Here is a 14,786-nt window from a genome sequence, read left to right as displayed (position 1 = left end):
GATCTGTAACGCGCCGAGGATCGGGCGCAAGGTTTCGTTATGCATGGCAGGAGGCGTCACATGCGTTCATTTCTTCTATTGCTGATGGGGCTCGTCTGCGCGACCGCAGCGTTGGCCGAGCCTTCGGCCGAGGTGTCGGAACCGGTGGGTGGCTGGCGTTATTCCGGCCTGCTGGACCGCAGCGAAAATCCTCAAGTCGCCTACCCCACGCCACCTATCGATCGCGGTGTGCAGCGCAATCGCACCATGATCCAGGGCCAGCTCAAGGCCATCGGCACTCAGCGAGGGCCGCACACCCTGGCCGTCAACGGCAATCCTCTGAATCTGTACACCGACGACCAAGGGCGTTTCGCCCGGCCGTATGCGTTCGGCGCCGGCTCCAACAGCGTCGAAGTGCGCAGCTCCGAAGGCCAATCGCTCAAGCGCGTTCAATTCTATGAAGCCAACAACCTGCGCACTCCGGCGCGGATTCGCGTGGTGTTGGGTTGGGATGATCCGAAAGCCGAACTCGATCTGCACATCATTACCCCCGACGGCCAGCATGCGTTCTGGGCTCGCCCGGCGATGAGCAACGGCGGCGGTCTGGACCCGGACGGCGTCGATGGCCCCGGCCCGGAAATGTTCACCATGACCGCGCCGATGCATGGCACCTATCTGGTTTACGTGAACTATTGGGGCAACTTCGGCAGTGGCGGCTATAACTTCGATGAGACCAGCAACCAGAACGAGGTGATCACCTCGCAGATCAACCTGGTGCTCAACGAAAACACCGTCGACGAAAAACGCGAGACCTTCATCGTGCCCCTGCGGGCCATCGGTGACCTGCTGCTGGTCAAGACTTTCAACTATTAAGCATCCCGCTCCACGGATGACATCGGGTTTTGTGAACATGAGCGATAACACTGTTTCTCCGGCCGCCGAAACGCCAGCAGCCAAAACTCCTCGCCGCTGGCCGGTGCTGCTGGTCGGGCTGCTTCTGGTGGCTGGCGTGGCGGGCGGTTTGGGCTGGTTCATGCACAAACCCAAGGCGCCGCCAGCGGCGTTGGCCAGCGACAAACTGGGCATGAGCCGGCCGGACGGTCTGCTCGAAACCCACTCCTTGAGCCAGTTGCCCAAGGATTTACTGGCGGTGCCGTTCCTCAAGGAAACCCTGACTGAAGATTTCGTCTTCTATTACGAAGCGCACGCCGATCGCCTCGGCTTGATCGGCAGTCTGCGGCGGATCATTTACGAACATGACCTGAAATTGCAGGACAGCCTGATCGAGCAGCTCTTCGATCAACCGGCGGACGTGGCGCTGTGGCGTGGAGCGGATGGTCGCCTGAAAGACTTTTTGTTGGTGATGGATCGCGGTGGTCTGGCCAAGGTGCTGGAGCCGCTGGCGAAAGTGGCGCTGGATGATTCGCAGCTGACCACCGTCGCCACAGTGAAAGTCGGCGCCGATGAGGTGGCGCTCTATCAACTGACCTATAACAACAGCAAGGCGCTGGTGTTCGCCTCCCATGGCGACAAACTGGTGGTGCTGTCCAACCCGACCAAACTCTATGACGCGGAAAGTGGCCCTTCGGAAGAACCGGGCAGCGTCTCTACCAAATCCATCGCCGCGTTGCTTAACGGCGACAAACTGTTCCCCGAAGCCTTCGGCCTGCCACCGCGCACGCCTGAAGTGAAACAACGCCTGTCGGTCAATTCCAGCGTCCTGGCCATGGGTTATCAGCGTTTCATCCCGAACTTCGCCGGGCTGCGTTTCGACATGGACGACAAGGGCTGGCACAGCTTCCTCGCCATGGATGAACTGGACAACCAGCCGGACTTCGATTTCAAGCCGATCTGGCAAGCCATGCCGATGGGCGCCAGTGCCTGTGTCGCCTTGCCGCTCGCTGCCGAACAACAGAAACCGCTGCTGGTGAAACTCGGCGCCGAAGAGTCTGTGGCCCAGGCCCTGACCGATCACATGGCCGGTGCCGCCGGCCTCTGCTGGTACGCCGATTCGCGGTTGTACACGCCGCTGTTAGTGGCCAGCCTGAACGATGACGACAGCGCCAAACTCGACGGCGACCTGGGCAACCTGTTCGGCTCGATGGTCGGTGCCTACGAAGGCAACGTCGAAGAACACGCGTTCCCGGTGGTCGAGAAACAGGAAGGCCCAACCCACCAATGGCAGCGTCAGGTCAGCTCCAACTTTGGTCCTTACAAAGCCAAGGATGCCGAGAACCCGGACGCGATCACCGGCAAGGCGTTCATGAAAGTCAGCCTGGCGCGCCACGGTTCGACGCTGCTGTTCTCCCTCGACGACAAGCTGGTGGACAAGGCCCTCGGTACTCTCGACAAACGCTTCCCGCCGATGGCCGACGTGGTACCAAAAGACTTGCTGATGCCGGTCTACTTCGGCCCGGATTCCATGGCGCAACTGATGCAGCAGGAAACCCTCGACAGCCTGCCGCAAGACATGGAGCCGGTGTTCTACAACGCCGCGCAAACCTACCTGATCCCGAAACTGCGCAAACTCGGCGGTTACGGCAAGTACGCCCTGACCTTGCCGGAAGGCAGCGAACCCGACGGCCACTGGCAATGGCTGCCGCTGGAATGGAAAGCCCTGTGACAGCGCTCATCCGAGGCCTCGGCCTGCTGGCGTTGCTGCTGGGCACCCGGGCATTTGCCACTGAGGCGTCGCCGCTGGACGTGCAGCAATCCCAGGTATTCCGTGCCTGGTTCGTGCGCATCGCCCAGGAACAACTGACCCAAGGTCCGAGCCCGCGCTGGTATCAGCAGGACTGCGCGGGCCTGGTACGTTTCGCCGCCAACGAAGCGCTGAAAGTTCATGACGACAATTGGCTGCGCAGCAATGGCCTGTCCAACCGTTATCTGCCGCCAGAGCTGCAACTGAGCGAGGCCCAACGCGGCCTCGCCCAGCAATGGCAGCAGGGCGGTGGCAAGGTCGGGCCGTACGTCAACGCGATCAAACTGATTCAGTTCAACAGCCATCTGGTCGGCCGCGATCTGGCGCAAGCCCGGCCCGGCGACCTGATGTTTTTCGATCAGGGCGACGACCAGCACCTGATGATCTGGATGGGCCGCTACATCGCCTATCACACCGGCACCACCACCCCGACTGACAACGGCATGCGCTCCGCAAGCCTGCAGCAACTCATGACATGGAAGGACACCCGATGGATACCCGACGCAGCCAACCCCAACTTCATCGGCGTCTATCGACTGAACTTTCTCTCCCAATGATCGGTGCCCGCATGTTGCGTTTTCTGCCTCTGCTGTTGGTCTTTGTGCTGCCTTTTTCGGCGGTCAATGCCGAAGACACCGTCGAGCCGAGTGGCTACACGCCGGTGGCCGGTGAAAGCTTTTTCCTGCTGGCCGACAGCAGTTTTGCCAGCGACGAACAGGCGATGGTTCGCCTCGAAGCGCCCGGCCGTGATTATCGTCGGTTTCGCATGGAGCCTTACGGCGGCGCTGACATTCGTGTGTACCGCATCGACAAGCCGCTGGATTTCCTCAAGCGCCAGAAGAACCTGCACCGCGTGGTCAGCGACGGCCAGTTCAAGGGTGAAGGCCTGTCGAACACCCTCGCGTACCTGTGGGACAACTGGTACCGCAAATCCCGTCGGGTGATGCAGCGGGCGTTCTCCTACGAATCGCGTAAACAAGTCACCGAGGAAGTGCCAGAGCTGAAGATGGGCACCGCGATGGCCGCGCCAACGCCCTATGACGCTCAACCTCAATTCGCGCTGATTCCGGGCTTGCCGGTGGTCAGCCAATTCCGCTATCCGCTGTGGCAAGCCAAACCGATCCAGCCGCCCGAGGGCGTGAACCTCGCCGGTTCTTCCAGCGAATTCGTCAGCGTTGCGCCGGGTAACGTTTACATCCCGTTGGGCAACCTGAAGCCGGGTCTGTACCTGGTCGAAGCACTGATTGGGAAATACCGTGCGACCACCATGGTCTTCGTTTCCAACACCGTGGCCGTGAGCAAGATTGCCGGTGATGAATTACTGGTATGGGCGGCGCGCAAACACGAAGGCAGTTCGGTGCCGAAGGTCAACGTGCTGTGGACTGATGGCCTGGGCGTGATGAGCAGCGGCGCCACCGATGCCGATGGTTTGCTGCGTCTGAAACACGTCAGCCCGGAGCGTTCGTTCGTGATTGGCGAGGACGAAGAGGGCGGGGTGTTTGTCTCCGAGAACTTCTATTACGACAGCGAAATCTACGACACCAAACTCTATGCCTTCACCGACCGGCCGCTGTACCGGCCGGGGGATTGGGTGTCGCTGAAGATCGTCGGGCGCGAGTTCAAGAACGCCCGCGACTCTGTGCTGCCGACCGCTGCCGACGTCAACGTGACCGTGCTCGATGCCACCGGCACGGCGCTGCAATCGTTGGCGCTGAAACTCGATTCCAAGTCGGGCACCCAAGGTCGTTTCCAGTTACCGGACAACGCGGTGGCGGGTGGTTATGAACTGCGTTTCAGCTACAAGGATCAGGCCTACAGCAGCGCTTTCCGTGTCGCCGAATACATCAAGCCGCACTTTGAGATCTCGCTGAACCTGGCCAAACAGGATTACCGCACCGGCGAACCGGTGAAGGGCAGCCTCGTCCTGCTGTACCCGGACGGTAAACCGGTGGCCGACGCCAAGTTGACCCTGAGCCTGCGCGCCCAACAACTGTCGATGGTCGACAACGAATTGCAATACCTCGGACAATTCCCGGTTGAACTGACCAGCACCGAACTGACCACCGACGCCAAGGGCAACGCGACCCTCGACCTGCCGGCCGCCGACAAACCGAGCCGCTACATGCTCACCGTGTTCGCCAGCGATGGCGCGGCGTATCGGGTCAAGACCACCAAGGAAATCCTCATCGACCGCGGCGCGGCGAGTTTCAGCCTGCGCGCGCCTCAGCGTTTTAGCGCGGTGGGCGACAAGGTTGCGTTCAGTTATTTGAATGAAGGCGGCAGCGAGCAAAGCAAAACGGTCACACCGAGCATTTATAGCTGGGTGCGCCTGGAAGACCAGACCACCGGCGAGGGCAAACTCGCCGCGAAAGACAAAGGCTTCACTTTGGCCTTCGACCGTCCGGGTACTTACAACCTGACGTTGAAGGATGACCATGGCCGCGTCGTCGGCGCCACCGGTCATTCGGTCACGGGCGAAGGCGTTAAAGCGGTGCCGGGCACCGTGGAAATCGTCCTCGATAAACCCGAGTACAAGGCCGGCGACGAAGCCCTCGCATTGATCACGTTCCCTGAGCCGATCAGCGATGCGCTGCTGTCGCTCGAGCGCGACAAGGTCGAGGCCACAGCGCTGCTGTCCAAGGGCGGCGACTGGCTGAAGATGGAAAAACTCAGCGAGACCCAGTACCGCGCGCGGATCCCGGTGAAGGACAATTTCGCACCGAACCTGACGTTCTCCGTGCTCTACACCAAGGGCGGTCAGTACAGCTTCCAGAACGCCGGCATCAAGGTGATCGCGCCGCAGATTGACGTGGCCCTCGTCACCGATAAAGAGGCGTATCAGCCGGGCGATACCGTGTCGGTGGACTTGACCACGCAGTTCGCTGGCAAGCCTATTCCAGCGCACCTGACGGTCAGCGTGGTGGACGAAATGGTCTACGCGTTGCAACCGGAAGTCGCGCCGACCATCGACCAGTTTTTCTACCATCCGCGCCGCAACAACGTGCGCACCAGCGCCAGTCTGTCGTTCATCAGCTACGACGTGGCATTGCCGGGGAGCCCTGGCGCGCCAGGCAAAGCCAATCGCAGCGAGCGAGGCGTGAAAGTGCTGGAGCGGCCGCGTCGTGAAGACGTCGACACCGCCGCGTGGCAGCCGGAATTGATCACCGACGCCAACGGCAAAACCCGTTTCACCTTCAAGATGCCGGACTCGCTGACCCGCTGGCGCATCACCGCCCGGGCCATCGCCGATGACGGTCAGGTCGGGCAGAAAAAGCAATTCGTACGCTCGGAAAAACCGCTGTACCTGAAGTGGAGCGGACCCACCAAGTTCCGCGCTGGCGACAAACCGGATCTGGGTGTGTTTGCTTTCAGCCAAGCGGAAAAACCGGCCAAGGCTGAGTTGGTGATTCATTTCGGCGGTACCGAACAACGCGTCCCCGTGACGCTGAATAACGGCATCAACTACATCGCGCTGCCAGCGTTCGCGTTGGCCAGTGGCGAGTGGACAGCTGAGTTGGTGCAGGACGGTAAAACGGCTGATGCGTTGGCTGTGCGACTGACCGCGACCGGCGAAGGCTGGCAGGTGACCCAAAGTCAAAGCCTGGACGTGGCCAGCGGTGATACGCCGCTGACCTTGCCGGTGGACGCGACGGATATTCGCCTGCGTCTGGACGACAGTCCGCAAGCGCTGTTCCGCTCGGCACTCGACGATCTGTTGAGTTATCCATACGGCGGCGTCGAACAAACGGCCAGTCGTTTGCTGCCGCTGAGCATTGCGTATCCGACGTTGTCGTCGAATCCGCAGATTCGCGATCGCTTGCGCCTGATCATGCAGAACAGCCGTCTGCGCCTGGTGCAAATGGCCGGGCCTTCGGCGAGCTTCACCTGGTGGGGCATGGACGGTGAGCCGGATGCGTTCCTCACCGCTTACGCCTACTACGCCGACTGGCACGCCAGCAAAGTGTTGGAGCTGAGCCTGCCGCCGGAGCATTGGCAGCGGGTGCTGGAGGTCTATTCGAAGCAGGCCAAAAACACGCCGCTGTTGCAGCGCGCGCTGATCCTGTCGTTCGCCAAGCAAATGCAATTGCCGGTGAACACCTTGCTCAGCGGTTTGATGGATGATCTGTCGAAAGCGGGCGAGGGTAATGCGGCGAACCTGATGGACGATGGCGAGGACAGCATCGTCATGAGCGATCCGGATTCGGCGCTGGGTCTGGCGGCCGCTCGTGCGCTGACGGCCTCTTTGGCGAAGCAATCGAAAGTGATTCTGCCGGACGCATTCAATCGTCAACTGGCGGATGCGCAACAGCGTTTGGCCGTCAGCTCGCAGCCGTTTGCCGAAGCCTTGAACCTGTCACTGCAAGCCTTCGATCAGGCTCACGCGCAAGCGTTGTTGCAACGTCTGCTGCCACAGCAATCGACCCTGGAACGTGCGTTGGCGCTGACCTGGTTGCAGCGCAGCATCGAGCAGGCTTCGCCCACCATTGCACTGGCACCGGGTGAAGGCTGGAAGAAAAAATACGGTGATACCGGTGAGACTTATTGGACGTGGCAGGGTGCTGCGCCAGTGCCTGCAGTGCTGTCGCTGACCGGTGCGCAAGAGCGTCCGTTGCGAGCGGCGTTGAGCTTCCAGACCAAACAACCGCTGGTAGATCCGATGGCCGTGACCATCACTCGTCGCCTGTCGCGTCTGGTTCCGGGCGACGAAGCCTTCACCTTCAAACTGGAAGCGGTCGGCACCCAACCGTTGTCCAGCGACAGCCTGTATCTGGACGAAGTGATCATCACCAGCAAAGCGGCCAAACCGCTGCGCTACGGCATGCTCGAAGTGCCGCTGCCACCGGGTGCCGATGTCGAACGCACCACGTGGGGCATCAAGCTCATGGGCAAGGCCGGCACCGAACCGTCCGCGTTGGAGAAGGCGCGTTTCGAGCCGGGGCAGATGGCCTATGCCATTCCGGTCGATGCCTTGAGTGGTGAATTGCGTCTGCGTCATTTGGTGCGTTTCTCGCAGAAAGGCCAGTTCAACCTGCCGCCGGTGCGTTTCACTCAGGTTTACGCGCCGCAGCATCAGGCTCAGGAACAGAAACCGGCCCTCGGCCAGGTCACGGTCAACTGACATGACCCGACCTCTGGTCTGGTTGCTGCTGTGCTTGATCCCTGCGCTGGCGACAGCGCAGGAGGAGCCGCTACGACTGGCTTTTAAAGGTGAGTTGCTGTCGTTGAGCCGGACTCAGGTGATGTCTCGCGAGCCGTTGCCGGCTGATTTGCAGACTCCGCTGGGCAGTGTGTGGAAGTTGTTTGTCTACGGCTGGCTGGCGGATACCGGTGCACATGAATCGCCTTACGAGTGTCGCGGTCAGTCGAAAGATGAAGTTTACTGCTGCACGGCGGGCGGCAAGATTGAGCGCGATCAGGCGTTGGTGAAGTCGTGCGGGTTGTACTTTGAGCCGCAGCGGTTGGGCATTGCTGGCGCTGACTGGCGCACGTATTGGCAGGCGCGGCAGGCACCGGAGTGGTTGCTGGATTTGGCTTCGTTGCAGCCTTCCACACGAGTTTCAGTGACTGAGTTGCTGCGAATGCTGGCCGTGATGCCGGCGCAGGATCAGGCGCGGCGGGCGTTGCTGGATGTGGTGTTGAATGCGGCTGACGGCAATGTTGTGGGCGAACTCGGTGGCCGGTTGCGGGTGAAAACCTGGAGCTGGTTGGGGGATCAGGATCCTTCGTCGCGTCAGGGTGGGTTTGCCGGTTGGTTGGCGGATGGCACGCCGGTTTGGGCTGGCGGGCGTGGGACCAGTCAAATGGTCTTGCGTAACTACGGTGGGGCGTTGGCTTCGGTGTTGCCGGTGGATTGGCCTTTGGATGCGGGACGTTGTGTCGAGGTGGGGCTGTTTTCACGCTATCCCGTCGGGCGCGTTCTGGCGGGGGATCGTGTTGTTGAGTCCGGGCCCTTGCTGGGCGATTACCGCGTCGAATTCACCAACGGCAACCAACTCGATATCCACAGCGACGGCGAACTGTTTTTGGTGAAAGACAACCTGATCGCCCGTCTGGACCGCGAAGAATACGTCGCCCGCGTCCTCCAGCGCGAGGCCAGACCCGAGCCCGCCGAAGCCGCCAAAGCTTTGGCCATCGCGATCCGCACGTACCTGCTGCAAAACGCCACCCGCAACGGCGACTGCCTGAGCATCGACGACAGCAGCAGCCGGCAACGCGTCGCCCCACGTCCAGCCACCACCGAATCACGCAACATCGCCGCCTGGACCAGCGACCTGGTCCTCGCCGGCAGCACCGTCACCTACCACTCCGACGAGCCCGGTCCGAACAAGCTCTCCTGGCAGCAAGCCGTCGAACAAGCCAACGCCGGCCAACGCTACGACGCCATCCTGCTCCACGCCTATCCCCGCGCCAGCCTCAGCCGTTGGGACAATCCAGTCGCTTCCTGCGAAGCACTCCCCGCCGCGCAAGACTGGCTGCAGAACCAACGCCGCGGCTGGCGTTCGCGGTTGGAAAGCGAGGTTGGCTACAACGAAGTCAGCACCTTCGCCGTCTGCCGCCTGGCCTTCGGCCGCCCCTACGTCGACCGCGAACGCCAGCGCCTCTATGTGCGCGGCGTGTTGTCGCTGCAAGACCGCCTCGACCTGACCCACGAATACCTGCACCTGGCCTTCGAAGCACACCCCAACGGTCAGGATGAAACCTACATCGAAGGGCTCGCCCGCCACCTCTTGCTGGAATAGGCCATGAAACTCCGTTATCCACAGGTCTTCCTGTTCCTTTGTTCTGTTTGCGTACTGCCGACAGTTCTTGCGGCTGAGAGCACCGTGAAATTCGATACGCCCGTTGGCGGCTGGCGCACCGGCGCACCTGAGGGTGAAGGCGAAAGCTTCCGTCAGACCGTTAACTACCCGGCCTCCTCGGTGAATACACCGGTGGGCCAAGCCAATACCGCTCGCATCACTGGGCAGATCAAAGCCATGCCCAAGCCCGGTGAGCCGGGCCGGTTGATCGTCAACGGCGTCAGCATGCCACTGAAGATTGACCCCGCTGGTCGCTTTGATCGTCCGTTCTCATTCCCCAATGGCAGCAACAGCGTCGAAGTCCGCAGTCCCGATGGCCAGCAACGGCATCGCACGCAGTTTCTCAATGCCAGTGGCGGCGCTGCTCCGGCCAAACTGCGAGTGTTGCTGTCGTGGGACAGCGACAACACCGATCTGGATTTGCACCTCATCACCCCGGATGGCGCGCACATCTGGTACGGCGACCGGGTTGCACCCAATGGCGCAGCGCTGGATGTTGACGTGACCACGGGTTACGGCCCGGAAATCTTCGCCATGCCGGCGCCGATCAAGGGGCAATATTTGGTTTACGTGAACTATTTTGGCGGTGGGTATCGCAGCGATGAAGACGGGCAGGAAGATGCGGTACAACCGCTGACGACGGCGCAGGTGACAGTGATCACCGAGGAAGGGACGCCGAACGAGAAGATGGAAACGTTCCTGGTGCCGATGCGGGCGGTGGGGGAGTTGACGTTGGTTAAGGGGTTTAGTTATCCGTGAGGGTGAAATAAAGCGACCGCAGCGTTTTTACGTAGCTGCAGTCCCCGATCCTTGGTTGTCCGATTATTGCGATTCGTCCTCCATGAAAGCGTCATCACTGGCCAGCTCGCGCTCAATCTGTTCGATGCTGGGCAGGCTGGTTTGAAGCTCTGCCGGCAAGGACTCCACCAACTGGTACTCGGCCACGCCGATAGGGCGGGCGTTATCTCGCAGCGCATATTCGGCCACTACCTTGTTCTTGTTCTTGCTCTTGCATAGTAGAAGGCCAATGGTCGGGCCGTCCTGCGGATGTTTGAGTTGCGCATCCACTGCAGTGAGGTAAAAACTCAGTTGCCCCAAATGCTCAGGTTTGAACTTGCCAGCCTTGAGTTCGATCACCACGTAGCAGCGTAGCTTGAGGTGATAAAACAGCAGATCGATGAAGAACTCGTCACCGCCTACGTCTAGCAGCACTTGCTTGCCGACGAAGGCGAAACCCGCACCCAGTTCCAGCAAGAAATCAGTAACGTGTTTAACCAGAGCGTTTTCGATCTCGCGCTCCTGGGCATCAAGAGTCAGGCCGAGGAAGTCGAAACGGTAAGGGTCTTTCAGTGATTCGCGGGCAAGGTCGGATTGCGGTTTGGGCAACTGGCTATCGAAGTTGCTGACTGCCTTGCCACTACGCTCCAGCAGACGGGTCTCGATCTGCATCACCAAAATGTTGCGCGACCAGTTGTGCTCGATGGCCTGGGCGGCATACCAACGGCGGGTTTCAGGGCCATGAAGCTTGTCTAGCAGCACCAGATTGTGACCCCAGGGCAATTGTGCAGCAGCTTGTTGCACAAATTCCGCGTCCGGCCACGCTTCGGCGAAGGCGCGCATGTATTTGAGGTTACGTGGAGAAAAGCCCTTCATATCAGGAAAGGCTACGCGCAAGTCCTGAGCCAAGCGGTCGATTACCTTGGTACCCCAGCCCTGTTGCGCTTGACGGACCAAAATATCCTGACCGATCTGCCAGTAGAGCAGCACCAGTTCGCGGTTCGCCGCCAGAGTGGCGCGCTGCTGAGCGTAATGGATTCGGGATTTCAGGTCGGCCAGCCAATCACCATAGCCTTCGGGTGGCGTGCTCAGGCTAGCGGGGGTGTCGCTCATGCATTTTTCCCTGATGGCTTTTTTTCGGCGCGGCCTTCGCCGCGTGTGCCGCTATCTCGGTTTAGAGGTCAGTGGCGACGGTCGAAGATTAGTAAGCCCATTTGTCAGGCGCAAGCAGGTTGGGCTTTCTAGGAACTTTCCTTCAAAAGACAGCGAAGATGCTTACTTTTAGGCCGTTGTTGCTCAATGCACGGAAAATAAATCTGTCCCTTTTTATCGTGAGAGGGCGTTGCTGCATTTTCACGGGCCCTGTCTGAAAAATAGGTTACAAGAGGGGGCGTTTAACCATCCATAGTGAATGATCGACAAAAGAATTTTATGTGGTACTGGCAATACTGAATTGACAGGCGGAGGAGTAATGCCTATTCTTGCCGCACACACAGTGACAGTATGGTCAGTACTCACGTTCTGGTTGCCACTGATTCTCTCAATCGATGGGTGGAGCAAAAAATGAAAAAGAAACGATCTAAGAAATTTTCTACTCACGCCCTGACGGTGGCGATTTTTCTTGTTCTAAGCCCGAACATCAGTTTCGACTTCAGACAATCCTTGTCAACCGCGATCGACGGCTCACACATCAACAGCATTGAGGTCGCCCTAAAAAAAGACGCTGTCGACCAAAGCGGACTCTTCAAAAAATGATTCAGAAAAAGAAACTTTCATCGATTGCAAAGATTTCACTCGGGCAGACTTTCAGAGAAAAAGCAGAAGCAACGAACGATGAGAGTGGCATACGTTTAATTCAAATAAAAGATATTCGTGAGGGTGCTTTTTTTGATGCTGACGAATTGCCATTTGCGGAAATTGATCCCGCCAAGGCTAAAACACCCTTGGCTTTTGGTGATGTCCTATTGCCTTTGAGAGGGAATAGGAGTGAAGCTATGATTTATAGCGTGGATAATTCTGATGTTTTAGTCACTACGACGAATCAAGTGGCAGTTATAAAGTCGGAAGATCAGGGTGTTAGTTCTGCATATTTTCATTGGTATTTGAATTCACCTTTTGGTCGTAGAGCTCTAGACTCAATTCGTGGTGGTGCTACGATTCCAAACATAAGTATTAAAAATTTATCTGAAATAGAGATTCCGATTCCGAGTCCTGAGGATCAGGCAATGATTCTGAAAATCTATGATAATTGGTGCAAGCAGAAATCAGCATTGCAGGCCCTTTTGGTAAATGGTGAAAACCTGATGGCCAGTGCTTGTGTGCAAGTGTTGGGGGGTAAGTAAAGTGATAAATAGCTTGCGGCAGGGCTTTGTTAATGTTGTCGCTCCCTCGATTGAGCGGCTGCGCTCACGCTTGAGTGGCTCAGAGTTGGTTGAGCAAATAGTACTGTTTATGGTTCTGAGGTTTTACTTTTTAGATTCTGATTATTTTAAGAGCGCACCTTTGTTAGATGGACGGGAGAATTTTGATCGATGGTTGAAAATTGTCGTTGAAAGCAGTGGGGACGTCTCAAGTGATTTTAGAGAGTACTTTGTTTCGGTGTGTCAAAAGTCCGTTGCTTCTATGAGGACAGACGCAGGTCTAAAAATGGACCTGTATGAGTTGTGGCAAGGGTTGAGCCAGTTGCCATTCGAGGGTGTCGGTGGTCGAACAGCGCTTGGAGAGTGTTTTGAGTTACTCCTCTTCATGTTTGCAGAAAATAGTATCGATGGTGCTGGCTATTCTTACACCCCGCGCGGTGTGGTGAATCTAGTGACGAAAATGCTAAAGGCTCAAGAGTCGGAGAGTATGTATGATCCTGCGTGCGGGTCTGCTGGGTTTTTGATAGCGGCGGCTAAACATGTAAATGAGAACTCAAGTGGTGCTCAGTTAAAGCTATACGGACAAGAGATTTCGTCAGCCTCACTTTTTATTGCTAAGTCAAATATGCTCCTGCATGGGTTAGATGAAGAAAGTGTTGAGCTTTCCAATAGTATATTCAGCGCTCTTGGAGGGGAGGGTAAATTTGGGCGATTTGATGTGGTTACCGCGAACCCTCCTTTTTCCCTTCGCTGGGACGACTATGCAACTGACGTTTTTTTTGAATACGGTATTCCGCCAAAATCTAATGCGGATTATGCGTTTCTTCAAAGAGCATTGTTTAGCTTGAAGGAGAATGGTCGTGCTGCCATTGTTGTTCCTACTGGCGTTCTCTCTCGGCAGGGTATAGAGAAGGCTATTAGAGTAAATTTTTTAAATAATCATCATATTGAAACGGTTGTAGCGTTACCGTCAAATACTTTTTACGGTACTGCTGTCCCCGCGAATATTTTAGTTCTCCGTCGGACTCGAAATGAAAGTGATGTTCTTTTTGTTGACGCTTCTAGCTTTTTTTCGAAAGACCGTAATCGGAATGTTATTGTCGGCGAGGCAGTGAGTAAGGTCGTTGCTCTGTGCGATGCAAGAGCAGATGATGGGGTCTTTTCTAAATTGGTGCCGTTGGTCGATATAGAAAATAATGATTGGAATTTGACCGTTTCCAAATACCTTCTTCGTGAAGTGCTCGAAGATGTTGAACCTTTGGAAACATTGGTTGAACGTCAAATTGGTCTTGAGGGACAGTTGGCAGATCTACAGAAAGAAATGTTTGGGCTCATATCTGGCTTGAAAAAGAAATCTTGATTTATAAGTAAGATAAAAAGCCAATGGTCTGATCGGTTGGGGCCGCAATTTCAGACCTGAAACCGCTAGAAATCAGGCGTTTGAGAGCAATTTCAAGCGCCAATTGTTAACAGTCAGCTCTTGCGGGCGGCAGCATCGGCTCCGCCACTCCAATGCTTCAACGCTTCGCGCAAAGCAGGGACAGTCGCAGATACCCCTCCTGACTCAGCAACCAACCGACCGTCGCCAACATCAGCGCAATACCTTTACCCATTACATCCACGGTATTCACTCCTCATCAAAATAATCACGATCCAGCGCCGGCAACCGCAGCAATCGCGATGTAACACCCACTTCATGATCCATCATCAGATGTACCAGTCGCGTGCCATCCACCAACACAATACCGTCCACCGATTTGGCGAAGTCGACAGCGTGTGCCGTGAAACCAGAGGTTGTGATGAACACCCCACGCTTAGCCTTTTGCCCGGCGAGTGCACCGTAGAATGCCTGCAGCTCAGGGCGGCCGACGGTGTTCTGCCAGCGCTTGGCTTGAACGTAAACCTTCTCTAGCCCCAGCTTATCGAGCGAAATGATGCCATCAATGCCGGCATCCCCAGACCCACCGACACGCTGCAGATCGTTGCGACTGGCGCCGTATCCCAGGCGATGAAGCACATCCAGTACGATCACTTCGAAACGGTTGGGGCGTAACCGATCCACGAACTACACCTACCTCAAGATGAGGCAGTCGTTTACCGTGGCATCTCTGGCGAGCAGTTCCATGGCAGCAAGGCTTCGTAGTCCCCAACCGATTGTGCCTGCGGTAG

At 57.4% G+C, this 14,786-nt stretch carries 10 protein-coding genes and 2 pseudogenes; 9 read left to right on the top strand and 3 right to left on the bottom strand.

Features of this window, described 5'->3' with window-relative positions; genetic code table 11:
* Nucleotides 1–60: 60 nt before the first annotated feature.
* From E3W21_RS29740 to E3W21_RS29715, 6 genes are read left to right on the top strand one after another with little or no spacing between them, the layout of a single operon-like run.
* Nucleotides 61–852, top strand: a complete 792-nt coding sequence (locus E3W21_RS29740; protein ID WP_046047362.1) for a YfaP family protein — start codon at nucleotides 61–63, stop codon at nucleotides 850–852.
* A gap of 37 nt (nucleotides 853–889) precedes the next feature.
* Nucleotides 890–2,602, top strand: coding sequence for a DUF2138 domain-containing protein (locus E3W21_RS29735; protein ID WP_134423282.1), 1,713 nt, complete (start codon nucleotides 890–892; stop codon nucleotides 2,600–2,602).
* A complete protein-coding gene (locus tag E3W21_RS29730) occupies nucleotides 2,587–3,237 on the top strand; it encodes a DUF1175 domain-containing protein (RefSeq protein ID WP_134423359.1) in 651 nt (216 codons plus the stop codon). The genes E3W21_RS29735 and E3W21_RS29730 overlap by 16 nt, the downstream gene beginning before the upstream one ends.
* Nucleotides 3,234–7,799, top strand: coding sequence for an alpha-2-macroglobulin (locus E3W21_RS29725; RefSeq protein WP_134423361.1), 4,566 nt, complete (start codon nucleotides 3,234–3,236; stop codon nucleotides 7,797–7,799). Before E3W21_RS29730 ends, E3W21_RS29725 begins: the two co-directional genes overlap by 4 nt.
* 1 nt (nucleotide 7,800) lies before the next feature.
* Entirely contained in the window at nucleotides 7,801–9,420 is a 1,620-nt protein-coding gene (locus E3W21_RS29720) for a DUF2300 domain-containing protein (protein WP_134423280.1), read from the top strand.
* A 3-nt stretch (nucleotides 9,421–9,423) separates the two neighbouring features.
* Nucleotides 9,424–10,239, top strand: a complete 816-nt coding sequence (locus E3W21_RS29715; protein ID WP_134423278.1) for a YfaP family protein — start codon at nucleotides 9,424–9,426, stop codon at nucleotides 10,237–10,239.
* Between the two features lie 63 nt (nucleotides 10,240–10,302).
* Here the strand turns inward: E3W21_RS29715 and E3W21_RS29710 are convergent, their stop codons facing one another.
* Nucleotides 10,303–11,370, bottom strand: a complete 1,068-nt coding sequence (locus E3W21_RS29710) for a YhcG family protein (protein ID WP_134423276.1) — start codon at nucleotides 11,368–11,370, stop codon at nucleotides 10,303–10,305.
* Nucleotides 11,371–11,820: 450 nt separating this feature from the next.
* Between E3W21_RS29710 and E3W21_RS29705 the strand changes: the two genes are divergently transcribed.
* From E3W21_RS29705 to E3W21_RS29695, 3 genes are read left to right on the top strand one after another with little or no spacing between them, the layout of a single operon-like run.
* A complete protein-coding gene (locus tag E3W21_RS29705; RefSeq protein ID WP_129440842.1) occupies nucleotides 11,821–12,012 on the top strand; it encodes a hypothetical protein in 192 nt (63 codons plus the stop codon).
* Nucleotides 12,009–12,599: a restriction endonuclease subunit S gene (locus tag E3W21_RS29700; protein ID WP_129440844.1), complete on the top strand. Its 591-nt coding sequence runs from the start codon at nucleotides 12,009–12,011 to the stop codon at nucleotides 12,597–12,599. Before E3W21_RS29705 ends, E3W21_RS29700 begins: the two co-directional genes overlap by 4 nt.
* Before the next feature lies 1 nt (nucleotide 12,600).
* Nucleotides 12,601–13,977 (top strand): class I SAM-dependent DNA methyltransferase, encoded by a 1,377-nt coding sequence (locus E3W21_RS29695; RefSeq protein ID WP_134423274.1) that lies wholly within the window; start codon nucleotides 12,601–12,603, stop codon nucleotides 13,975–13,977.
* 1 nt (nucleotide 13,978) lies between these two features.
* On the opposite strand, the pseudogene E3W21_RS32095 reads toward E3W21_RS29695, so the two are convergent.
* A pseudogene (locus E3W21_RS32095) lies at nucleotides 13,979–14,209 on the bottom strand (hypothetical protein); the annotation flags it as partial.
* A gap of 35 nt (nucleotides 14,210–14,244) precedes the next feature.
* Nucleotides 14,245–14,673 (bottom strand): annotated as a pseudogene (locus tag E3W21_RS29685) (restriction endonuclease); the annotation flags it as partial.
* Between the last annotated feature and the right edge of the window lie 113 nt (nucleotides 14,674–14,786).

Origin of the sequence: Pseudomonas sp. F01002 (genome assembly GCF_004402115.1) — a bacterium.
Lineage (GTDB): Bacteria > Pseudomonadota > Gammaproteobacteria > Pseudomonadales > Pseudomonadaceae > Aquipseudomonas > Aquipseudomonas frigoris.
The sequence above is the reverse complement of the archived record's forward strand: the minus strand, read 5'-3'. Positions and strand labels throughout refer to the sequence as shown.